This window comes from Streptomyces sp. NPDC056231 (assembly GCF_048270745.1).
Classification (GTDB): domain Bacteria; phylum Actinomycetota; class Actinomycetes; order Streptomycetales; family Streptomycetaceae; genus Streptomyces.
Genome location: NZ_JBLVKW010000016.1, coordinates 93,340 through 113,772 on the forward strand (window position 1 = coordinate 93,340; position 20,433 = coordinate 113,772).

Below are 20,433 nucleotides of genomic sequence, written 5' to 3' on the forward strand. Positions count from 1 at the left end.
GGTCGGCGTCCCGCCCCGTTCCGTCGCGCCGTCAGATACGCACGCCGCCCTGGATCACCCGGAGGTCCGCGGCGTTCGCCTCGGTGACCTTCCAGAGTTCCTGCTGCCTGCCGTGCACATCGGCGACCGTCGCCGCGTGGTCGTCCAGCAGCCCGGCCGCCCGCTCCACGAGCCGTGCCCCGAGGTGCCGGTCATGGACGGAGATGCCCCATTCCGGCCGGTCGATGTCGGAGAGGAAGTACGCCATCTTCGGGTGCGAGATGAGGCTGATGATCGGCGTACCGCAGCCGAACGGGATCATGCCGGCGTGCCCGCGCATCCCGATGACCAGCTTGGTCCGGGCGTACGTGGACCGGATCTCGTCGCATCCGAAGTCGTACATCGGGATCACCGGCAGCGAGACGCCGTGCTCGCGCCGCAGGTCGAAGGCGATCCGCTCGTCGTCCAGCGAGTGCGCCACGCACTTCACCTCGGCGTACTTGCCGAGTTCCTTCACCGCGGTGGCCATCTCGGCGAGGAAGTGCGCGTAGTCATGGCCGAAGCGGAGTCCGGCCCGGTCGTACGCGGCGTTGATCAGCACGGTGTTCTCGCGCTGCACGGGGTCGGTCCACCCCGTCACCAGCTGCCGGGTGACCGTGGTCGGGCAGGGCTGGAAGCGGACCTTGTCGTGCAGCGACGGCGGCAGGAGCTCACGGACCTTCTCGATGGAGCCGTGGTTGCGCAGGCCGAAGAACGAGGCGCGCTCCACCAGCTTCCGCAGCGAGGAGAGGAACCGGTCCCGGCCATGGCCGTACGCCTGGCCGTCGAAGGCATTGAACCCGACGGCGTACACCATGACGGGTACGTCGATCCGCTCCAGCAGCTCGTCGGGGACGTTCCACTGCCAGCCGCTGTTGCCGTTCGGCGCGGTGTCCGGAATGAAGAGGCCGCCGCCGCCGATGACCAGTCCGCGCCGGGCGTTGACCCGTTCCAGCGCGGCCTCGTCGAAGAGGCGGTGGGCGTGGACCGAGTGCCAGCGGGCCGGGCCGGTGTCCTGGCCGAACGCCAGCCGGACGCTCTCCGGGAGCAGCTTGTCCCCGGCGTTGCCCTGCCGCTCCATGTAGAAGGCGACATGCGCGAGCTGCCCGGCGGCCGGTCCCTCAGCGGGGGTGGGCAGGTCCTTGGTGCGCTTGTACATCAGCCGGTTCGCCCGGTGGGTCGGGTCGACGCCGAGCCCTTCGAGTGCGTACGCCGTCGCCGTGGCGTCGTCGCCGTGGATCCAGGCGATCTGGGCGAGCCGCGCGAAGGATGTCGCGGCCCGGTTGGGGGCGGCGGTGGCGAGGAGGAGCTGGGCGCGGGCCTCCTCGTAACGGGAGACGCTCATCAGCGCGTGACCGAGCACCTCGTGCGGCCAGGCGTCGTCGACGGGTATCCGGACACCGCCGAGCAGGTCGGCCGCCTCCTGGTACTCACCGGCGGCGATGTGCGCGGCAGCGACCCGGCGGGCGCTCTCCGGGTCGCAGGTGCGGCGGACGTGCGGGGTCCCGTAGTGCACCAGCAGGTCGTGGTGCTTGGTGCCGGGCAGCGCGAGGTACGCGGCGTGGAGTTCGGCGTCGGACAGCTCGAACTCGCGCCAGCGGTCCTCGGCCTGGCCGTAGCCGGCCTCGCCGCCCTGCCAGGGCTTGTGCCGCCCGGTGAAGTGCAGGATCGCGGTGGTGTCGGGCACCGGCAGGTCGCCGGAGAGCCGCCGCTTGACGAAGTTGTAGCGGGCGTCGAGCTGCACGAAGTCGCCGTCGAGGACAGCGTTCAGGATGCCCTGGTCGTGCTTGTCGAGCTCGTACGTGCCCGCGCGGCCGACCTCGTCGATCTTCGCGCAGAACGCGTCGCTCAGGTACTCGCGCTGGATGACCAGCAGCCCGCTGTTGAGTTTGTGCTGCCCGAAGAAGAACTGCGGCACGGCGGCCAGGCCGTCGCGCAGCTTCAGCAGTTCGCCGAGATCGCCGAGGACCACCATGTCGGTGTCCAGGGTGATCACGGTGTCGTAGTCGCGCACCCGGAACACGTCGAGGATGAAGTACGCCTTGCGGACCAGGTAGTTGTCCTGGTCGCCCTTGGCGTACGAGTCGTAGTGCTCGGCGTCCACCCGGCGGAAATCGACGCGCGGGTGCAGCGCCCGGATCCGGGCGACGGAGGCGGGGCGCAGTCCGTCGTGCAGGACGAGGAAGTCCTCGCAGACGCCGGGGTTGGACAGGGCGAGGCTGCGCAGCAGGGCCAGGAAGCCGGGCAGGTAGTTCTCGTCCACGAAGCTCGCGAAGGCGACGCGGCGCTTGCCGGTGAGCGCATTCGCGGGGGCGGGGGTCCGGGGCGCGGGCACGGGTGCGTACGCGGTGGTCGCGGTGGCCGTCGTCATCGCAGTCTGATCCTCATATCGGTGACACTCTGGGCGCGTTCCATGACCCACGCCTTTTCGCTGGTGTACTCGTGCACGGAGGTGATGGGCATCTTCATCGCGGCGGGCAGGCGGTAGGCGCCGCTCTCGTAGAAGTCGAAGCCGATCAGGTCGAGCTGCGAGCTGACGTCCAGGTAGTCCAGCAGCCACAGCATGTTGAAGCCACTGGTGGGGATCGCCGGCCAGACGTCGGTGCCGACCTTGCCGATGTCCCGCAGCGGCCAGCGCAGTGATTCGTCGCCGAGGTACTTCTGGGCGCCGGGTACGAGCCGGTTGCGCAGCGAGTACTTCCAGTCGCCGGAGATCCCCCCGAAGACCAGCCGGGTGTGGACCTTCCGGTCCCAGTTGAAGCCGTGCTTGTGGATGGTGGCGTGGATGTCGGTGCGCTTGCCGGTCGCCGACGGGTCGATCCGGTACGAGTTGAAGCGGACGACCAGGTCGTACGCATCGATCTCGGCGCCCATCGAACTGCTGCCGACGCGCTGTGAGTTGGCGATCAGGCAGATCGACTTGCCCGCTATCCGGTTACGGAATTCGCCGAGCGTGGTCCATTCGACGTCGCCGAAGGCCGGGTCACCGATCGGGCCGCGCATCCGGGTCCGGCGCTGCTCGGCGTAGAGCGCGATCAGGTCGGTGAGGAGGGCGAGGTCGGTGGGACCGGCGGAACCGCCGGCGCCGCTGCCCGCCAGCCCGCCGGCCTCCATCGCGAGGCCCAGGTACTGGGACGCGGCCTCCTGGATCTCCGGCACCGGGGCTCCGGCCCGGTCCTGGGTGAGCAGCGCGCCGATCAGCCGGGGCCGGGCCGCACGCCAGTCACCGCGCGCCTGCAGCTCCAGGCCTTCGCCCCAGGACTCGGTGACGGACCGGCCGGTGAACTCGCCGGCTTCCGGGCAGCCGAGCTCCAGCTTCCGCAGGAGCTCGTCCTGGCGCTCGGCGCCGGCCCGCAGGCCGGCAATCTTCGCCGCCACACCGAAGCCGTCCTCGTCGGTGAGCCCGAGGTAGCGCTCGTACGCCTCGACCGCGGCGTCCTCCGCTCCCATCGCCTCCAGCGTCCGGGCCCGCAGCCGCCAGCCGGCGCGGGAGCGCCTGCGCTGGGTGAGCACGGCGTCCGTGATGAGGATCGCGAGCTTCAGCTCGTCTTCGTAACCGCAGTCCAGCGCCTTGTTGCCGACCGCGAGCAGCGGGTCGAGCAGTGCGTCGCCGAGCACGAGCGAGGATCCTGTCCCGCCCTTGCCCGGGCGCCGCAGCAGCGGGAGCGGGGAGGCAGCGGCGGCCGTCTGCTCCATGGTGGCGTGGGTGGCCAGCAGGTTCCGCAGCGCCTCCGCAAGCGCCGTACGCCGCCGGTCGAGCCCGGCGACCAGCTTCCCGCTGTGCGCGGCACAGGCGCGCAGGCAGGTCTCCAGTTCCGTCGGGAGGACGGTGGCGAGGTGGGACGCCCCGCCTTCGGGCGGGGCCGAGTCCTCCGCGTCACGTTGCCGTGGCCAGCGGGTGCGGGCTTTCGTCATGGCGCTCCAAGCGTCTGGTGCCCGTGGGGGGAAGGGGGCGTGAGAAGGGGTACGGATGTTCAACAACCGTGTGAGGTTCCGTAGCAAGTTAAGAAACCTGAACAGCCGCGAGATGAACTCGCCCTGTCAGCACAGGAAACTGCTCCCTTCCCGCCCGTTCCGCAGCCGTCGGCGCCCTAGCCTGACCCTCGCCGCTGTTGGAAGGGACGTCAGTGACCATCACTCCGGAGATGCCCGGCAGGACGATCGAGCAGGTTTCCACCACCCGCGCGCAGGTGGGGCCCCGGTCACCGCAGGCGCGCCCCGCACCCCGGCTGCGGGCCCTCGACGGGCTGCGGCTGGTCGCCGCGCTGATGGTCGCGGCGTACCACTACGGGGGCCGGGGCGGTGAGATCACCACGGCGTGGGGAGTCTCCGCCGCCTCCCTGTTCCCGTCCGCCCACACATGGTTCGCCTACGGCTGTCTCGGTGTACAGATCTTCTTCGTCATCAGCGGTTTCGTGATCTGCATGAGCGGCTGGGGCCGTTCGCTCGCGGCGTTCTTCGCCTCGCGGGCGGCCAGGCTGCTGCCCGCGTACTGGGCGTCGGTCGTCCTCGTGACCCTGGTCTTCGCGCTGCCGACGGTGGCGTACAAGGCGGTCTCGCCCAGCGACGCGCTGGTCAACCTGACGCTGCTGCAACAGCCGCTGGGCGTGGACCGGGTGCTGGGCGTGTGCTGGACGCTGTGGGCGGAGATCCGCTTCTACGCCCTGTTCGCCGTGTGCGTCGTCCTGCCGGGGGCCAACCGGCGACGGATCGTCCTGTTCTGCGCCGCGTGGACGCTGGCAGCGGCGCTCGGCAAGGCATCCGGCGATCCGCTGCTCGACGTGGTCCTGATGCCGGCGTACGCCCCGTTCTTCATAGGCGGCATCGGGCTCTACCTGGTCCACCGCAACCGGCGGGACGCCACGGCCTGGGGCATCGTCGGCGTCAGCTGGCTGCTCGGCCAGCACTTCGCGGTGGCCGATCTGTGGCACCCGGCAGGCCCGCACGCCTTCTCGTACCGCTCGTCACTGGTCATCATCGCGATCGTGACCGCCGGTTTCGCCGCGGTCGCCGCCATCGCGCTGGGCGCCCTGGCCCGCTTCGACCACCGGTGGCTGACCGTCGCGGGAGCTCTGACGTACCCCTTCTACCTGGTCCATGAGCATCTGGGCTGGGTGGCGGTGAACATGCTCCACCAGCGTCTCGGGGTCCCCGCGTGGGCGACGGCGGTTCTCACGGTGGTGCTGATGCTGGCGCTGGCCTGGCTGCTGCACCGGTACGTGGAGCGGTGGCTCACACCGCGGCTGCGCAGATCACTGACAGGCGTTGCGGGCCGCCGCGCCTGATCATCGCTCAGCGCGCCCCGTAGCGCGCCTCGATCCCCGTGACGATCGGCCGCAGTCCGCCGGACTCGCCCTGAACGGGCCGCCCGTCCGCCTCACACGCTGCTGAGCGAGAGCTTCGCCGCGAACCCGAGGAACAGCACACCCGCCGCCGAAGTGGCCCCGGCCGACAGCCGCTTGCGGCGGCGGAACGCTTCGGACAGCCGGGTGCCGCCGAATATCAGCGCCGACAGGTAGAGGAAGCTCGCAATCTGCAGCAGCGACCCGAGCAACAGGAAGGACAGCGCCGGATAGGCGTACCCGGGGTCGACGAACTGCACGAAGAAGGAGATCAGGAACAGGATCGCCTTCGGGTTGAAGAGGCTCACCACCAGCGCCCGCCGGTACGGCCGCTCCGCCGCCCCGGCGGCCGTCGTCCTGTCAGGTCCGGCGGCCTCGTCCGTCAGCTCGGCGATCTGCCGGTGCCGCTCGCGCCACATGGACGCCGCGGCCCGCAGCATGCCGATCGCCAGCCAGGTCAGATAGCCCGCGCCCGCGTACTTGACGACGGCGAAGAGCACCGGCGTCGTCTGCAGCAGGGAGGCCGCGCCGAGCGCGGACAGCGTCATCAGCACAGTGTCACCGGTCCACACACCGGCAGCCGCCACATACCCGGTCCGCACACCGCGGCGGGCGGCGACCGAGAGCACGTACAGCGAATTCGGCCCCGGCAGCAGAACGATCAGCACGAGGCCGACGAGATAGGTCGGAAGGTCAGTGACACCCAGCATGAACAGGAGTGTCGCACGGGGGTACGGCACTCCGTCCAGACGTCTCAGCAGGCGGTTCGGGGCTCAGCCTTCGCCGTCGAGCAGGCGGGAGATCGTCCGTGCGGGCGGACCCCGCTCAGAACGCGTTCGTCGGCACGTACGTCCCCCACACCTCCCGCAGCGCGTCGCAGACTTCGCCGACCGTCGCCCGCGCCGCCAGCGCTTCCTTCATCGGGTAGAGGACGTTGTCCGTCCCCTCGGCCGCCTTCTTCAGCCGTCCCAGCGCCTCGTCGACGGCGTCCTGGTCCCGCTCGGCGCGGAGCTTCGTCAGCCGGGCCGCCTGCTGGGCCTCGATCGCCGGGTCGACGCGGAGCGGCTCGTACGGTTCCTCCTCGTCGAGCTGGAAGCGGTTGACGCCGACGACGACGCGCTCCCCGCTGTCCGTCTCCAGGGCGACGCGGTAGGCGCTGCGTTCGATCTCGCTCTTCTGGAAGCCCCGCTCGATGGCGTCGACCGCGCCACCCATGTCCTCGACCTTGCCCATCAGTTCCAGGGCAGCGGCTTCGACGTCGTCCGTCATCTTCTCGACGACGTACGAACCCGCGAACGGGTCGACCGTGGCGGTGACGTCCGTTTCGTACGCCAGGACCTGCTGGGTACGGAGCGCGAGCCGGGCGGCCTTGTCGGTCGGCAGGGCGATCGCCTCGTCGAACGAGTTGGTGTGCAGCGACTGCGTACCGCCGAGGACCGCGCCGAGCCCCTGGACCGCGACACGCACCAGGTTGACCTCGGGCTGCTGCGCGGTGAGCTGGACGCCCGCGGTCTGGGTGTGGAAGCGGAGCATCAGCGACTTGGGGTTCTTCGCGCCGAACTCCTCCTTCATCACCCGGGCCCAGATCCGGCGGGCGGCACGGAACTTGGCGACCTCCTCGAGGATGGTCGTACGGGCGACGAAGAAGAAGGAGAGACGCGGGGCGAAATCGTCGATGTCCATGCCGGCCGCTACGGCGGTACGGACGTACTCGATGCCGTCCGCGAGGGTGAACGCGATCTCCTGCGCGGGCGAGGCTCCGGCCTCCGCCATGTGGTAGCCGGAGATCGAGATGGTGTTCCACTTCGGGATCTCGGCCCTGCAGTACTTGAAGATGTCGGCGATCAGCCGCAGCGAGGGCTTGGGCGGGAAGATGTACGTGCCGCGGGCGATGTACTCCTTGAGAACGTCGTTCTGGATGGTGCCGGTCAGCTTGTCCGCCGGGACGCCCTGCTCCTCGCCGACCAGCTGGTAGAGGAGGAGCAGCAGGGCGGCGGGGGCGTTGATCGTCATGGACGTGGAGACCTTGTCCAGCGGGATACCGCCGAACAGCACCCGCATGTCGTCGATCGAGTCGATCGCCACCCCGACCTTGCCGACCTCACCGGACGCGATCGGCGCATCGGAGTCGTGACCCATCTGGGTGGGCAGGTCGAAGGCGACGGAGAGACCCATCGTGCCGTTGGCGATCAGCTGCTTGTAGCGGGCGTTGGACTCGGAGGCCGTGCCGAAGCCGGCGTACTGCCGCATCGTCCACGGCCGGCCGGTGTACATCGTGGGGTACACGCCGCGCGTGAAGGGGTAGGCACCGGGCTCTCCCAGCTTGTCGTCGGCGTCCCATCCGTCGAGTGCGTCCGGCCCGTACACCGGCTCGATGGGCAGTCCCGACTCCGACTCGCGCGTCATCTCCTGTGCCTCCCACTGCAGCTACTAACTGGTAACCAACGGCCCTCGCGACGGACTGTAGCGGCGGGCGCGTGACCGGTGGAGGGGCACCGGCTGGGACCTTGCTCACAGGGTGCGTCCTACGGCCTTCGCTACCGCACTCACCATCATGCGCGGGCTTTGGCAACCGGGCAGAGCGGGAATCCGTCCCAAGAGACAACGAAGGAATCAGGGGGCCGAGGCTGATGCGGATACACAGAACCCGGCACGGCGGAGGAACGGCACACCGGGCAGCCGCTACGGCGGTGACCGCCGTAACCGTCCTGACGCTGGCCGCCACGACCGCGGGCTGCCGGACGCATACCTCCGGCGGCTCTGCGGCCAAGCCCTCGTCCCCGCCGAAGACCTCGGCCCCGGCGGCCGACGACGCCAAGCCCGCCGCTGCCCCCTCGCCGCCGACCGCCGCGCCCTCGCCGTCGGCGACCACCGCACCGAAGCCCGCTCCGCCGGGCAGGACGCTGCTGGCCACCGGCTCCGAGGGAAAGCAGGTGCGGGAGCTGCAGGCCCGGCTCCGTCAGATCGGCCACTTCCACCGCAGCCCGACGGGCTACTACGGGACGCTCACCGTCGCCGCCGTGCAGTCCTTCCAGGGCAAGCGCGGTCTGTCCCGTACCGGCCGAACGGATACCGTCACCTGGCAGAAGCTGGTCGCCATGACGCGGAAGCCGACGGCCGCCGAGCTGAACCCGCCGACCTCCCGGCCCGCCGCCAGGCCCGACAAGCGCTGCATGACCGGGCGGGTGCTCTGCATCAGCAAGAACAGCCGGACCCTGTCGTGGATGATCGACGGTCGGCTCGTCTCCTCGATGGATGTGCGGTTCGGCTCGCAGTACACGCCGACCCGCGAAGGCACCTTCTCCATCTACTGGAAGTCCAGGCACCACGTGTCGACGATCTACCACACGGCCATGCCGTACGCGATGTTCTTCAGCGGTGGTCAGGCGGTGCACTACTCGGCGGACTTCGCGGCCCGCGGCTACAACGGCGCGTCGCACGGCTGCGTGAACGTCCGGGACGAGGGAAAGATCGCCGCCCTCTTCGACCAGGTCCGCACCGGCGACAAGGTCGTCATCTACTGGTGAGCGGAGGCGGGGAATGGGGGCGCGGGCGGGACCGGGGGAACGTGTCCCGCCCGCGCCAGGTGCGCTGAGCCGAAGGTACGGGGGGAACCCCGGCTCTGTGCGCTGCCGATGACCAGTCGGCTCACTCTGTACAGCGTCGGCGGGTGGAAAAGTGTCACACCCGGTGCCGGTCGGTCTCAGCCGTCGACCGGGACAGCCGGAGACGTGGCCTCCGGGGAGGCGACACCGGTCGGCGACGCCGAGGCCGACGGGGCCGGGGTGCCGGGCGCGAACCAGAGCGACTGGCGCGTGTTCGCACTGCCGTCGGCCCGGTCCGCCGCGTTTGCGCCGGCATCGTTCTGCTCGTCGCCGCCGCTCTTCCCGTTCCCCTGGTCGTCCTCGTCACCGGCCTGGTCGAATATCCGCTGACAGAACCGGTCCAGGTTGTCGGCGCCGTCGGCCAGCTTTTCGAGGCGGCGTCTGCGGGCGTCGTTGAGCTTGCCGTCGCGGTAGTCGAGGCACGCCTTGAGGTTCTGGGCGAACCCGACACCCGACGTGTCGTCCTGGCCGCCGCCGGGCGTGCCCTTGCCGTCGGTCGCGTCCGTGGAAGGGGGGGCGGCGCTCCCGCCGTTGCGGGCGCCGCTCCCGTCCGGCGTTCCGGCCGGGCCGGGCGTGCCGTCCCGTTCGTCCTCGCCCTGGTGGGTCCCCCCGGAAGAATCCGGGGACGGGTTCACGTCCGGCGATCCCGACGACGGGGCGGTCGTCCCGCCGGACGTGTCCCCGGAGCCTCGTTCCTGCGGAAACGCCGACGCCGAAACCGAGGCGGCCGGCAGCGGGCTGGCGTGTTTGCCGAACGGACCGGGAAGCACGCCCGTGCCTGCCGCGACGGCCACCCCTCCGAGCGCGCAGCCGGCGAGGGAGGCGGCAAGACCGAATCGGACGGGACGGCTCCAGCGCGGCGCACGTGTGCGGCCGCCCCGGGAGGACGAAGGACCGATGCGCACCGGTCCCAGCGTCTGCGGCCCGCTGCCCTTCGCGGCGTGTCCCGCCGACCGGACGTCCGCCGATGCCGTCGCCCGCGTCCCTGCACGCGCGGTGCGCGTGGCCGTCCGGAACGCGGCCAACGCGGCTGCCTCGCCCGGCAGTTCACCGGCGGCCGGGCGGGCACTGCGGGCAGCCGCGCCCAGCGCGGCCGCGAGCCGTTCGGCGGCGTCGCGCGCATGGCCCTCGCCGGGATCGACCGGTTCGCCGCGGAGCAGCCGCTCCGCCGCGTCCCTGTCAAGCCATGCGTCCTGCTCGTCGGCCATCACATGTCCCTCTGCGTCCACGGACGCGAATCCGTCACACCGGCAGGCGTCGCCAGACCGGTCCGGGAAAGGCGCTGCGCGGGTACGGCGCCGAGTTCCGCAGCATGACCTGACGCGCTCCCGTGCGGCAGAGTTCCCCGCGCCGCGCCCTCCTCACCGCCGCCCTCTTCACCATCGTCGTCGCTGTCCGCGCGGAGCAGCTCCGCCAGCCGTTTCAGTCCGCGGTGCGCAGCGGTACGGACCGCTCCCGGCCGCTTGCCCAGCGTCTGGGCCGCGCTCTTCGCATCCAGGCCGACCACCACGCGCAGCACGACGGCCTCGGCCTGATCCTGCGGCAGTTGGGCGATGAGGGACATGGTACGACCGGTGGCCAGGGCCTCGATCGCCTCGTCGGCAGTGTCGGACTCGGCCGGTTTCTCCGACAGTTCGGTCTCGTCGCCGCCGATCGCCGGGCGCCTGCCGCGCATTCGCAGATGGTCCAGAGCCCGGTTACGGGCAATCCGCGCCGCCCAGCCGCGGAACCGGTCGGCGTCTCCGCTGAACCGGTCGAGGTCGCGCGCTATCTGCAGCCAGGACTCGGACGCCACGTCCTCGGCGTCCGGCTCCCCCACCAGCGTTCGTATGTAGCCCAGCAGCCGCGGCTGCACAGCGCGGTACACAGAACGGAAGGCGTCCTCGTCCCCGTCCTGTGCCGCGAGCACCGCGGCGGTCAGCTCCGCGTCGTCCCCCAGCACTCCCTCAACCCACCCTGCTGTCCTGAATCACAGCTGGTCACCACTACCGCGTCATCCTGCGCGACTCCGCACGCTACGTCCTCCGCAGCGGCCACGTCCATGACTTGTACAACCCGCAACGTCCTCGGACGGAGTGAGGTGTGACAGAAAACGCACTCACGGCGCTGAGAAGAGTACGGGGTCGCCCTGCGGCCCCGCGGAAGACGACCGGGGCCTCTCCTGTGGGGGGTGGCGGCCCCGGTCGTCCTCGTTCTTCCGGGTAATCCCCCGCGGCCGCCCGGTGTGCGCCGCCCGCTCAGTGTCCGAAGAACGCCCGTCAGCCGGGGCTTCGTTCACTTCCCGCCCGGTCCGCGCCCCCGCACCCTCCGCGCCGTCGCCGCGCGCAGCACTCGTTGTCCCTCCGTCGACGCGTCCCGCACCTGGCGCAGGCCCGCAGCCCCCGTACCGGAATCCGCAAGCATCTCCAGGATGCGGATCTGGCGGCGTACTTCCCCCGCCACCAGCGGTCCCGCCCCCGCCGGATCGCCCTCACGGCAGCGTCTCAGCAGATCCACCCCGGCACCGGGCGTCGCGTCCTGCCCGAGGTGGACCTCCAGGGCCAGCAGCGAGCACGCGTCCGCCCACTCCCGGAGCCCCGGAGCCGCTCGGTCCGCGGGCGCGTGGGCGAGCAGCTGCCGTATCCGTGTCTGCGTCTGCGCCTGCTCCTCACCGTCCAGCGCCTGGCGCGCCTGTGCCAGGCGGTCCGGCCACGCCTCGCCGTCCGCGCAACCGGCCCACAGCGGACGCAGCGGATCCGGGTCGGCGCCCTCCCCGGGCTGAGGCAGGCATCGATCGAGGCAGGCGATCCCGCTCGCGACCAGCCCCCGGTCGTCGGCGGCAGCGATCAGGTCCAGCAGGCTCATCGGCTTCTCCCCGTCGGCCTGTCCCCGTACGGGTCCGCACGGGGGACGCGGCGCTTCCCGCTGCCGCTTACCGCTTTCAGCGCCGAATGGCTCAAAATCGTCACTGCTGGAGTCTGAAATCGCACCCTCGGTGGGTCCGTCCCTCGCCGAGTCCTCAGCGGGTCCGTCCTCAGCTGAGCGGATACACACCCAGCGCCGCCCGCTCCCCCTGCATACGGGTCAGCTTGCGCACGAAGAGGATCGCGAGCACCGCGGCCACGATGGAGAACGCGTCCGCTGCCAGCATCCGGCCGGCCGCGTCCATGATCTCCTGTACCTCCTCGGCCTTCAGGTACTGCTGGGAGGCATACCGGGAGAAGAGCGACGAGCAGACCCACGCCCCCCACCACAGATTGACCGGGGCCTCGGAGACCGTGCGCCAGCTGCCGTCGGTGTTGGTCTGGGCACTCGCGGTCCAGATGCCGCCCGCGATCCGACGCGGCAGCACCAGGTTGGCGAACGGGACGAACCAGGCGCCGACCGCCCACCCGGGCTTCATCTGCTGCATGCTCGCATCGAACACCTCGGCGTTCAGCCGCACCCGGCGGAACCAGAGGATGAAGACGATGGCGGTGGCCAGCAGCACCAGGACCTGAAGGACCCCGGAGGCCGCGTACAGCAAGTCGGCGCGATCCGCCTCGGCATCGTCGATCGTCGCGAGGCCGTGGTCCAGCGCATCGCCGAGCAGGCTGCGGATGTTCAGCCCCGCAACCACGGCGAGCAGGTCGGACACGGCGGCGACCACGAGCAGGATGACGACGGCCTTCGCGAGGCCGTCAGGTGAACGCAGCTGCTGCGGCGACGCGAAGGGCGGGGCGGCAGGCACCGGCGCCGCGGCCGGCCCCGCGCACAGGACGCAGCGCCCGTCCGCGGTGACGGGCGGTCTGACTCGGCAGGTTGAGCACAGCACGATGTGGACCCCTCGTGGTTCCGGACTGCCGCAAGAACGCGCGCCTTTCCCCCGAGCGCGCGGCAAGCGGAATCTAGCCCCGACCCACTCTGCTGTCCATCGGAATCCGGTACGGCCCGCTCAGCCCGTCCTGTCGATCGCCCCGGCCAGCGCCTGGAACTGCCCCCAGCTCAGCGCCGGCCTCCTCGGATCCCACAGCTTCTGGGCCGTGGCCCGCAGTGGCATCCGGATCCCCGCCGCCACCTGCGCCGGGGTCTGCGCCTGCGGCAGGTCGCCCCAGACCGCGAACCGGCCACCCAGGATCTGCTTCGAGTAGCGGGCCGGTACCGGCTGTGTGCCGCGCAGGACGAGCGGGGTCCACTGTTCGTAGATCCGCTGCCCGGTCGGGTAGACGAACGCGTTGGGCTGGCCGAGCACGTAATAGAGGAACTCGTCGTTGAGGTTCACCACGCGCCGGCCCTCGTTCAGATACTCCTCCGGCGGCCGGGCGCCGTACTCCTTGCCCGTCCAGTACTCGACCTCGATGTTCTTGTCGGCCTGGACGGTCCCGTCGCGGAAGAAGCCGTCGTTCCAGGCCTTGGGCTGCTGCCCGTGCGGGCGCACCACCGCCGCGCGGTCGTTGAGCCAGCCGGTGGCGAGGTCCTTGATCCCGGCCGCCGGTCCGTACTTCTGCTGGGCTGCGCGCTGGAGCTGCGGGTACGAGGCGGCCGGGTCCTTCACCATCAGCGCGCGGTACTCGTCCCCGCCCAGGTGCCAGAACGCACCGCCGAAGAGTTCCGCGAACTCGCCGATCAGCTGGTCGACGAGTTTCGCCGCGCCCGGATTGGAGATGTCGAGCGATCCGATCGAGCGCACGCCCGCCGTGTCGCGCAGCTGGAGGTCCGGATGGGCGCGCAGCACGGCGCCCAGATGGCCCGGTGAGTCGATCTCGGGAACCACGTCGATGTGCAGCCGGCCCGCGAGGCCGAGAATCCGACGGACCTCCGCCTTGGTGAGGTGCTGGGGCGACACCACCTCGGGGTGGGTGTCGGACTGGATCCGGAACGCCTGGTCGTCGGAGAAGTGCAGGCCGAGCTGGTTGAGCTTGAGGTCGGCCATGTCGCGCAACCGGTCCTCGATCCAGCCGACCGTGTAGTACTTGCGCGCGATGTCGAGGTTGAGTCCGCGCTGCGGCCGGTCGGGGCGGTCGCGCACCTCGCCCTCGGGCATCGTGCCGTCGGCGCGCAGCGACTGCTTCAGCGTGCGGGTTCCGTAGAAGACACCCGCCTGATCGGGTCCGGTGATGTCGACCCGGTCGTCGTGGGTCTTCAGGGTGTACGACTCGGGGGCCCCGCCACCGGGGGCGCCGAGGGCCAGCTCGACATCGCCTGCACGGGCCGGGACGGCGCCCCGGTAACGGATCTTCAGCTCCTTGGCGAGCAGCTGCGCCTCGTCCGCGAGCGATCCGCTGCCCCCGGCGATCACGACGCCGCTGGTCGGGCCCGGCCGCCAGCCGGGGCCGCGGGCGGCGATGTGCTCGCGCACGGCGGGGATGGTCCGGGGCGCCGTGGAGAGCGGGTAACTGCGGGTCGGCGAGGGGGTGAGGGAGGCGTGCGAGGAGACGCCGGACACGGATTCCTCCTCCTGGCGTCCGGTGTCCGCACCTTCCGGCCAGACGACGACGGCGATCGTCACGGCGGCTGCCGCGACGAGGGCCGCACCGGCCGCGAGGGCTCCTCGTGAGGGCGACATCGGTCAGAAACCTCCGGTTGTGACGGGTAAAGGGAAGAAATAATGAGATAGCCGGGCATTCTCCTCGCCGATTCGTCCATCAGACGTTCCGAAACTCTCCCTTCCGGGTGAAATTCGCGCATCCGTCGCACGACCGTTGCCTGGCCCGGATAGCGTTGGGGCACATTCGTCCCTCCCTTCACCCTGTGCCTCCCTGGTTTCCGGTCCCCCTCACCTCACCAGGCCCACAGGGATGCCGATGTTTCGAGGAGTCCCACGCTGTCCAGGCCCAGCGAGTCCCACGCCGGCCTCCCGGAACCACCGCAGCAGCGGGTCGGCCCGCCCGCGCTTCCCGCCCAGGACCGCGACCCGGCCCCGGCCCGCACCAGTGCCCGCTCCCTCGGCTTCGACCGGTTCAACACCGCACCCGCCGCCGACGCCGAAGCCGCACTGCTCGGCTGCTGCTGCAGTGCCCGCTGGGCACAGCGGCTGGCCGCTCACCGCCCGTACCCCGATCTGGACGCCCTACTCGCCGCCGCAGACGAGGCGGGGTACGACATGGCGCCCGCGGATCTCGCCGAGGCGCTCGCCGCCGAGGTCTCCCCGGGACTGCACCACGCCGCACCGCACTCCGCGCACCTCGCGCTGAGCGCCGCGCATGCCGCGTACGAGAGCCGCTTCGGCCATGTCTTCGTGATCTGCCTCGACGCCGTCCACCCCGCCGAGCACCCGGACCAGGTGCTGGCCGGCATCCGGGCCAGGCTGGGCCACGACCCCGACGAGGAGCGGGTGGTCACGGCGGACGAGATGCGCCGGCTCACCCGGGGCCGCATCATCGATCTGGTGACGGGCGCCGGGCCGGCATGATCCGAACGAGAGGCCCCAGGGCATATCTCGAAAGGAGCGTGCCCGTAGGGCGGGCCGGGCGGCGTCCGGTGCGTGCGATCGCAAAGCGGGGTACCGTCTCGATACCGGGCATATCGGGGCGACCGCGACAATGCGGCGAGCGTGCATACCAGACGCCGCCCGACGGGCGGGACTTTCGAACCGCGCCCTAGCCCGTCCGTGCCTGTTTCATTGCCACTTTGATCACACCAGAGGACCCGGCGCGAGCGAACCGACAAACCGTCGCTACGATGGCCGGGGCCGGTGGACCGTACCCGGCCGGGTCAGACCGACAGTCAAGCCGGCCGACCCCAATCCCTGCTCCCGGAGGGTTCTTCCGTGCCGGCTGGAACGCTGTACCGCGGCCGGGAAGGCATGTGGTCCTGGGTGGCTCATCGAGTCACCGGTGTCCTCATTTTCTTCTTCCTGTTCGTACACGTCCTGGACACCGCTCTCGTCCGCGTCTCCCCCGAGGCCTACGACAACGTCGTGGCCACGTACAAGACCTGGCCTGTCGCGCTCCTCGAATACGGCCTGGTGGCCGCAATTCTCTTCCACGCGCTGAACGGTCTCCGTATCGTCGCCGTGGACTTCTGGGCCAAGGGCCCGCGCTACCAGAAGCAGATGCTCTGGTCCGCCGTGGGCATCTGGATCGTGCTGATGGTCGGGGCCCTGTACCCCATCCTCGGCCACGCCGTACGCGCAGTCTTCGGGAGCTGAGGCCAATGTCCACCGAGTCCTCCGCAATCGGCGCCGTCGAAGGCGTCAGCCTCTACGACGTCAACCACCCGGCCCCGGTCATCGAGTCCCCGCGCAAGCGGACGGGCAAGACCCCCAAGGCTTCGCGCACCAACTTCGAGATGTACGCCTGGCTCTTCATGCGCCTGTCGGGCATCGTGCTCGTCGTCCTGGTCATCGGCCACCTGCTGATCCAGCTCGTGCTGGACGGCGGTGTCTCCAAGATCGGCTTCGCCTTCGTGGCGGGCCGCTGGGCCTCGCCGTTCTGGCAGGTCTGGGACCTGGCGATGCTGTGGCTGGCCATGCTGCACGGCGCCAACGGCCTCCGTACGGTCATCAACGACTACGCCGAACGGGACAACACCCGCTTCTGGCTGAAGATGCTCCTGTACACCGCCACGGTGTTCACCGTCCTGCTGGGCACGCTGGTGATCTTCACCTTCGACCCGAACATCCGCTAGGCACCGGGCCAGAGGGACCAGAGGAAATCATGCAGATCCACAAGTACGACACCGTCATCGTCGGCGCAGGCGGCGCCGGCATGCGCGCGGCCATCGAGTCGACGAAGCGCAGCCGTACCGCCGTACTCACGAAGCTCTACCCGACCCGCTCCCACACGGGCGCCGCGCAGGGCGGCATGGCCGCCGCGCTCGCCAACGTGGAAGAGGACAACTGGGAGTGGCACACCTTCGACACGATCAAGGGCGGCGACTACCTGGTCGACCAGGACGCCGCCGAGATCCTGGCGAAGGAGGCCATCGACTCCGTTCTCGACCTGGAGAAGATGGGCCTGCCGTTCAACCGCACGCCCGAGGGCAAGATCGACCAGCGTCGCTTCGGCGGCCACAGCCGTAACCACGGCGAGGCCCCGGTCCGCCGGTCCTGCTACGCCTCGGACCGCACCGGCCACATGATCCTCCAGACGCTGTACCAGAACTGCGTCAAGGAGGGTGTGGAGTTCTTCAACGAGTTCTACGTCCTGGACCTGCTGCTGCAGGAGGTCGACGGAGTCAAGAAGTCCGCGGGCGTCGTCGCGTACGAGCTGGCGACCGGCGAGATCCACGTCTTCCAGGCGAAGGCGATCATCTTCGCCTCCGGCGGCACCGGCAAGTTCTTCAAGGTGACGTCGAACGCCCACACCCTGACCGGTGACGGCCAGGCCGCCGCGTACCGCCGCGGTCTGCCGCTGGAGGACATGGAGTTCTTCCAGTTCCACCCGACGGGCATCTGGCGCATGGGCATCCTGCTGACGGAGGGCGCCCGTGGTGAGGGCGGCATCCTCCGCAACAAGGACGGCGAGCGCTTCATGGAGAAGTACGCGCCCGTCATGAAGGACCTCGCGTCCCGTGACGTCGTGTCCCGCTCCATCTACACGGAGATCCGTGAGGGCCGCGGCTGCGGTCCCGAGGGCGACCACGTCTACCTCGACCTCACGCACCTGCCGCCGGAGCAGCTGGACGCGAAGCTCCCGGACATCACCGAGTTCGCGCGTACGTACCTCGGCATCGAGCCCTACACGGACCCGATCCCGATCCAGCCGACCGCGCACTACGCCATGGGCGGCATCCCGACCAACGTCGAGGGCGAGGTGCTGGCCGACAACACCACCGTCGTCCCGGGCCTGTACGCCGCCGGCGAGGTCGCGTGTGTCTCCGTGCACGGCGCCAACCGTCTGGGGACCAACTCGCTGCTCGACATCAACGTCTTCGGACGCCGGTCGGGCATCGCCGCCGCCGAGTACGCGGCGAAGAGCGACTATGTCGAGCTTCCCGAGACCCCGGCACAGCTGGTCATCGACCAGGTCGAGCGGCTGCGCAACTCGACGGGCACCGAGCGGGTCGCGGCGCTCCGTCTGGAGCTGCAGGAGTGCATGGACGCCAATGTGATGGTGTTCCGCACCGAGCAGACCATCAAGACGGCCGTCGACAAGATCGCCGAGCTGCGCAAGCGCTACCTGAACGTGTCCATCCAGGACAAGGGCAAGCGGTTCAACACGGACCTCCTGGAGGCCATCGAGCTGGGCAACCTGCTCGACCTGGCCGAGGTCATGGCGACCTCCGCGCTGGCCCGAAAGGAGTCCCGCGGCGGTCACTACCGCGAGGACTACCCGAACCGCGACGACGTCAACTTCATGCGCCACACCATGGCGTACCGCGAGGTCGCCGACGACGGCACCGAGTCGATCCGGCTCGACTACAAGCCGGTCGTCCAGACCCGCTACCAGCCGATGGAGCGTAAGTACTGATGGCTACCCCGACTCTGGACAAGGTGGAGGCGGAGTCCGCCGCCTCCCCGTACATCACGGTCACTTTCCGGATCCGCCGCTTCAACCCCGAGGTCTCCGAGGAGGCCACGTGGCAGGACTTCCAGATCGAGATCGACCCGAAGGAGCGCGTCCTCGACGCCCTTCACAAGATCAAGTGGGACACCGACGGCACGCTGACGTTCCGCCGTTCCTGCGCCCACGGCATCTGCGGCTCCGACGCGATGCGGATCAACGGCAAGAACAGGCTCGCCTGCAAGACGCTGATCAAGGACATCGACCCGGAGAAGCCGATCCTGATCGAGGCCATAAAGGGCCTCACGGTCCTCAAGGACCTCGTGGTCGACATGGACCCGTTCTTCCAGGCGTACCGCGACGTCATGCCGTTCCTCATCACCAAGGGGAACGAGCCGACGCGTGAGCGTCTGCAGTCCGCCGAGGACCGCGAGCGGTTCGACGACACCACCAAGTGCATCCTGTGCGCCGCGTGCACCTCGTCGTGCCCGGTGTTCTGGAACGACGGCCAGTACTTCGGCCCGGCGGCGATCGTCAACGCGCACCGCTTCATCTTCGACTCGCGTGACGAGGGCGGCGAGCAGCGCCTGGAGATCCTCAACGACCGTGATGGTGTGTGGCGTTGCCGCACCACCTTCAACTGCACGGACGCGTGCCCGCGTGGCATCGAGGTCACCAAGGCGATCCAGGAAGTGAAGCGCGCGCTGATCACGCGCCGCTTCTGACCCTTCAGGCAGGCCAGTTGCACAGGAGGCCCCGTTTTCCGCAGGAACGCTGCGGGAGGCGGGGCCTCCTGCTGCGCCGCGCGGATCCTTTCGGTACGGTCGTGCGGAGCCGGAGACCGGTTCACCGCCCGGGGCGGCAACGCGCGGGGCGCACAGGCTTGATCGAGAGCGGGGAACGTTGAGCGATCCGAATCCGTACGCGGACGACTCATACAAGTGGGGACCGCCCCAGCAGCCGGGCAATCCGCCCCCCGTCGCGGATGGTCAGGGATACGGCTACCCGCAGCAGCTGCCCGACGCCGCGGCCCAGCCGGGCCCGGCCTACGGCTATCCGGCCGTGAATCCGCCGGCTCAGCCGCCCCTGCCCGGTTACGGGTTCCCGCCGCAGCAGGGCCCGGGGGCCGGCGGCGGGGCGCCGATGCTGTCGCTCGGGGACATCACCGTCATGAACGACTCGATCGTGACGCCGTCCGGCACGCTGCCGCTCAAGGGCGCGGTGTGGACGGCCACCGACATGTCGCGCACCGAGGAGAAGATCCCGACGGTCGCAATCGTGCTGGCGATCATCTTCGCCCTGCTCTGCCTGGTCGGGCTGCTCTTCCTCCTGATGAAGGAGAAGAAGACGACCGGGTTCATCCAGGTCTCGGTGACCAGCGGCGGCCGGCACCACTCGACGATGATCCAGGCGACCGGCCCGGAGACGTTCCAGATGGTGATGGCCCAGGTCAACACCGCGCGCTCGATGAGCATCTGACGCATCGCAGGCGAACGTGCGGACGGGGCCAGGCTCTGCCCCGTCGCACCGTCCGGCACGCCCGCTCTAGACGGCTCCGTCGCGGTCCTCCGCGACGACCATGATGCGGCGCAGCATGTCGTTGAGCAGGATGCGTTCGTCCTTGTCGAGTACGCCGAGGAGCCGGTACTCCTCGTGGCCGAGGAAGTCCATCGCGCCGAGCCAGGTCGAGCGGCCCTCCTCGGTGAGTTCCACGTCGACCCGTCGCCGGTCCGTGGTGGAGGGCGTACGACGAATGAATCCGCGCCGTTCGAGCGCGTCCAGCCTGCCGGTGACGGAGGCGGGAGCAAGGTCGAGGTCGGCGGCGAGTTCGGAGGGGGCCGCCTTCCCACCGCGTCCGGCGAGCTTGTGGAGCGTCTCGAACTCCTGGCGGTCCAGGTCGAAATCGACCAGGGACTGTTCACGCACCCGCCGCAGGTGGACGGAGAGCTTCTTCATGCGCGTCACCGCGCCCTCGACATCGGGATCGAGGTCGGGAAGCACCGGCTTCCACCGCTCGACATGTCCGTCGGTCCAGTCGCGTGACTCCATGAGGAAAGGGTACGC

General features: G+C 70.0%; 18 protein-coding genes. 8 read left to right on the forward strand and 10 right to left on the reverse strand.

Going from position 1 to position 20,433, the window contains the following annotated elements; all coding sequences use genetic code 11:
• Positions 1 to 31 precede the first annotated feature (31 nt).
• Both ACNPQM_RS15770 and ACNPQM_RS15775 read right to left on the reverse strand, forming a co-directional pair.
• Positions 32 to 2,389 carry a glycosyltransferase gene (locus ACNPQM_RS15770; protein WP_418084468.1) on the reverse strand — a complete coding sequence of 786 codons (2,358 nt, stop codon included), beginning with the start codon at positions 2,387 to 2,389 and terminating at the stop codon, positions 32 to 34.
• Positions 2,386 to 3,933 carry a hypothetical protein gene (locus ACNPQM_RS15775; RefSeq protein ID WP_418084469.1) on the reverse strand — a complete coding sequence of 516 codons (1,548 nt, stop codon included), beginning with the start codon at positions 3,931 to 3,933 and terminating at the stop codon, positions 2,386 to 2,388. The genes ACNPQM_RS15770 and ACNPQM_RS15775 overlap by 4 nt, the downstream gene beginning before the upstream one ends.
• A gap of 230 nt (positions 3,934 to 4,163) precedes the next feature.
• Here ACNPQM_RS15775 and ACNPQM_RS15780 point away from each other — a divergent pair, with 230 nt between their 5' ends.
• Entirely contained in the window at positions 4,164 to 5,303 is a 1,140-nt protein-coding gene (locus tag ACNPQM_RS15780) for an acyltransferase family protein (RefSeq protein ID WP_418084503.1), read from the forward strand.
• Positions 5,304 to 5,395: 92 nt separating this feature from the next.
• Here ACNPQM_RS15780 and leuE read toward each other — a convergent pair whose 3' ends face one another.
• A complete protein-coding gene (gene leuE, locus ACNPQM_RS15785; protein WP_358859607.1) occupies positions 5,396 to 6,070 on the reverse strand; it encodes a leucine efflux protein LeuE in 675 nt (224 codons plus the stop codon).
• Between the two features lie 115 nt (positions 6,071 to 6,185).
• Positions 6,186 to 7,766, reverse strand: coding sequence for an acyl-CoA mutase large subunit family protein (locus tag ACNPQM_RS15790; RefSeq protein WP_418084470.1), 1,581 nt, complete (start codon positions 7,764 to 7,766; stop codon positions 6,186 to 6,188).
• Positions 7,767 to 7,990: 224 nt separating this feature from the next.
• Between ACNPQM_RS15790 and ACNPQM_RS15795 the strand changes: the two genes are divergently transcribed.
• A complete protein-coding gene (locus tag ACNPQM_RS15795; RefSeq protein WP_418084471.1) occupies positions 7,991 to 8,887 on the forward strand; it encodes a L,D-transpeptidase family protein in 897 nt (298 codons plus the stop codon).
• Between the two features lie 176 nt (positions 8,888 to 9,063).
• On the opposite strand, the gene ACNPQM_RS15800 is transcribed toward ACNPQM_RS15795, so the two are convergent.
• The 5 genes from ACNPQM_RS15800 to ACNPQM_RS15820 all read right to left on the reverse strand — a co-directional run bounded on the left by ACNPQM_RS15800 (position 9,064) and on the right by ACNPQM_RS15820 (position 14,489).
• The gene (locus ACNPQM_RS15800) at positions 9,064 to 10,194 is read right to left on the reverse strand and encodes a hypothetical protein (protein ID WP_418084472.1); all 1,131 of its coding nucleotides are present in this window, start codon (positions 10,192 to 10,194) and stop codon (positions 9,064 to 9,066) included.
• A complete protein-coding gene (locus tag ACNPQM_RS15805) occupies positions 10,173 to 10,907 on the reverse strand; it encodes an RNA polymerase sigma factor (protein WP_418084473.1) in 735 nt (244 codons plus the stop codon). The genes ACNPQM_RS15800 and ACNPQM_RS15805 overlap by 22 nt, the downstream gene beginning before the upstream one ends.
• Positions 10,908 to 11,239: 332 nt before the next feature.
• Entirely contained in the window at positions 11,240 to 11,809 is a 570-nt protein-coding gene (locus ACNPQM_RS15810; RefSeq protein ID WP_418084474.1) for a hypothetical protein, read from the reverse strand.
• 169 nt (positions 11,810 to 11,978) lie between these two features.
• Positions 11,979 to 12,758 (reverse strand): DUF4328 domain-containing protein, encoded by a 780-nt coding sequence (locus tag ACNPQM_RS15815; RefSeq protein ID WP_418084475.1) that lies wholly within the window; start codon positions 12,756 to 12,758, stop codon positions 11,979 to 11,981.
• Between the two features lie 120 nt (positions 12,759 to 12,878).
• Complete coding sequence (locus ACNPQM_RS15820; RefSeq protein ID WP_418084476.1) at positions 12,879 to 14,489, reverse strand: beta-N-acetylhexosaminidase; 1,611 nt, start codon at positions 14,487 to 14,489, stop codon at positions 12,879 to 12,881.
• A gap of 258 nt (positions 14,490 to 14,747) precedes the next feature.
• On the opposite strand from ACNPQM_RS15820, the gene ACNPQM_RS15825 reads away from it, so the two are divergent.
• The 6 genes from ACNPQM_RS15825 (at position 14,748) to ACNPQM_RS15850 (ending at position 19,848) form a co-directional block, all read left to right on the forward strand.
• A complete protein-coding gene (locus tag ACNPQM_RS15825) occupies positions 14,748 to 15,335 on the forward strand; it encodes a 2-oxo-4-hydroxy-4-carboxy-5-ureidoimidazoline decarboxylase (RefSeq protein ID WP_418084504.1) in 588 nt (195 codons plus the stop codon).
• Positions 15,336 to 15,692: 357 nt separating this feature from the next.
• A complete protein-coding gene (gene sdhC, locus ACNPQM_RS15830; protein ID WP_358859615.1) occupies positions 15,693 to 16,073 on the forward strand; it encodes a succinate dehydrogenase, cytochrome b556 subunit in 381 nt (126 codons plus the stop codon).
• A gap of 5 nt (positions 16,074 to 16,078) precedes the next feature.
• The gene (locus ACNPQM_RS15835; RefSeq protein ID WP_358859616.1) at positions 16,079 to 16,552 is read left to right on the forward strand and encodes a succinate dehydrogenase hydrophobic membrane anchor subunit; all 474 of its coding nucleotides are present in this window, start codon (positions 16,079 to 16,081) and stop codon (positions 16,550 to 16,552) included.
• Between the two features lie 29 nt (positions 16,553 to 16,581).
• Complete coding sequence (sdhA, locus tag ACNPQM_RS15840) at positions 16,582 to 18,336, forward strand: succinate dehydrogenase flavoprotein subunit (protein ID WP_418084477.1); 1,755 nt, start codon at positions 16,582 to 16,584, stop codon at positions 18,334 to 18,336.
• Entirely contained in the window at positions 18,336 to 19,094 is a 759-nt protein-coding gene (locus tag ACNPQM_RS15845; protein ID WP_418084478.1) for a succinate dehydrogenase iron-sulfur subunit, read from the forward strand. Before sdhA ends, ACNPQM_RS15845 begins: the two co-directional genes overlap by 1 nt.
• Positions 19,095 to 19,272: 178 nt before the next feature.
• Complete coding sequence (locus ACNPQM_RS15850) at positions 19,273 to 19,848, forward strand: hypothetical protein (protein ID WP_418084479.1); 576 nt, start codon at positions 19,273 to 19,275, stop codon at positions 19,846 to 19,848.
• 66 nt (positions 19,849 to 19,914) lie between these two features.
• Here the strand turns inward: ACNPQM_RS15850 and ACNPQM_RS15855 are convergent, their stop codons facing one another.
• Positions 19,915 to 20,418: a MarR family winged helix-turn-helix transcriptional regulator gene (locus ACNPQM_RS15855; protein WP_358859620.1), complete on the reverse strand. Its 504-nt coding sequence runs from the start codon at positions 20,416 to 20,418 to the stop codon at positions 19,915 to 19,917.
• Positions 20,419 to 20,433 lie beyond the last annotated feature (15 nt).

Bases quoted from the DNA above. Each gene is read 5' to 3' on its own strand.
- sdhA (WP_418084477.1), top strand. From the start codon at position 16,582: ATGCAGATCCACAAGTACGACACCGTCATCGTCGGCGCAGGCGGCGCC.
- ACNPQM_RS15820 (WP_418084476.1), bottom strand. From the start codon at position 14,489: ATGTCGCCCTCACGAGGAGCCCTCGCGGCCGGTGCGGCCCTCGTCGCG.
- ACNPQM_RS15780 (WP_418084503.1), top strand. From the start codon at position 4,164: ATGCCCGGCAGGACGATCGAGCAGGTTTCCACCACCCGCGCGCAGGTG.
- leuE (WP_358859607.1), bottom strand. From the start codon at position 6,070: ATGCTGGGTGTCACTGACCTTCCGACCTATCTCGTCGGCCTCGTGCTG.
- ACNPQM_RS15810 (WP_418084474.1), bottom strand. From the start codon at position 11,809: ATGAGCCTGCTGGACCTGATCGCTGCCGCCGACGACCGGGGGCTGGTC.
- ACNPQM_RS15845 (WP_418084478.1), top strand. From the start codon at position 18,336: ATGGCTACCCCGACTCTGGACAAGGTGGAGGCGGAGTCCGCCGCCTCC.
- ACNPQM_RS15770 (WP_418084468.1), bottom strand. From the start codon at position 2,389: ATGACGACGGCCACCGCGACCACCGCGTACGCACCCGTGCCCGCGCCC.
- ACNPQM_RS15855 (WP_358859620.1), bottom strand. From the start codon at position 20,418: ATGGAGTCACGCGACTGGACCGACGGACATGTCGAGCGGTGGAAGCCG.
- ACNPQM_RS15790 (WP_418084470.1), bottom strand. From the start codon at position 7,766: ATGACGCGCGAGTCGGAGTCGGGACTGCCCATCGAGCCGGTGTACGGG.
- ACNPQM_RS15795 (WP_418084471.1), top strand. From the start codon at position 7,991: ATGCGGATACACAGAACCCGGCACGGCGGAGGAACGGCACACCGGGCA.
- ACNPQM_RS15775 (WP_418084469.1), bottom strand. From the start codon at position 3,933: ATGACGAAAGCCCGCACCCGCTGGCCACGGCAACGTGACGCGGAGGAC.
- ACNPQM_RS15835 (WP_358859616.1), top strand. From the start codon at position 16,079: ATGTCCACCGAGTCCTCCGCAATCGGCGCCGTCGAAGGCGTCAGCCTC.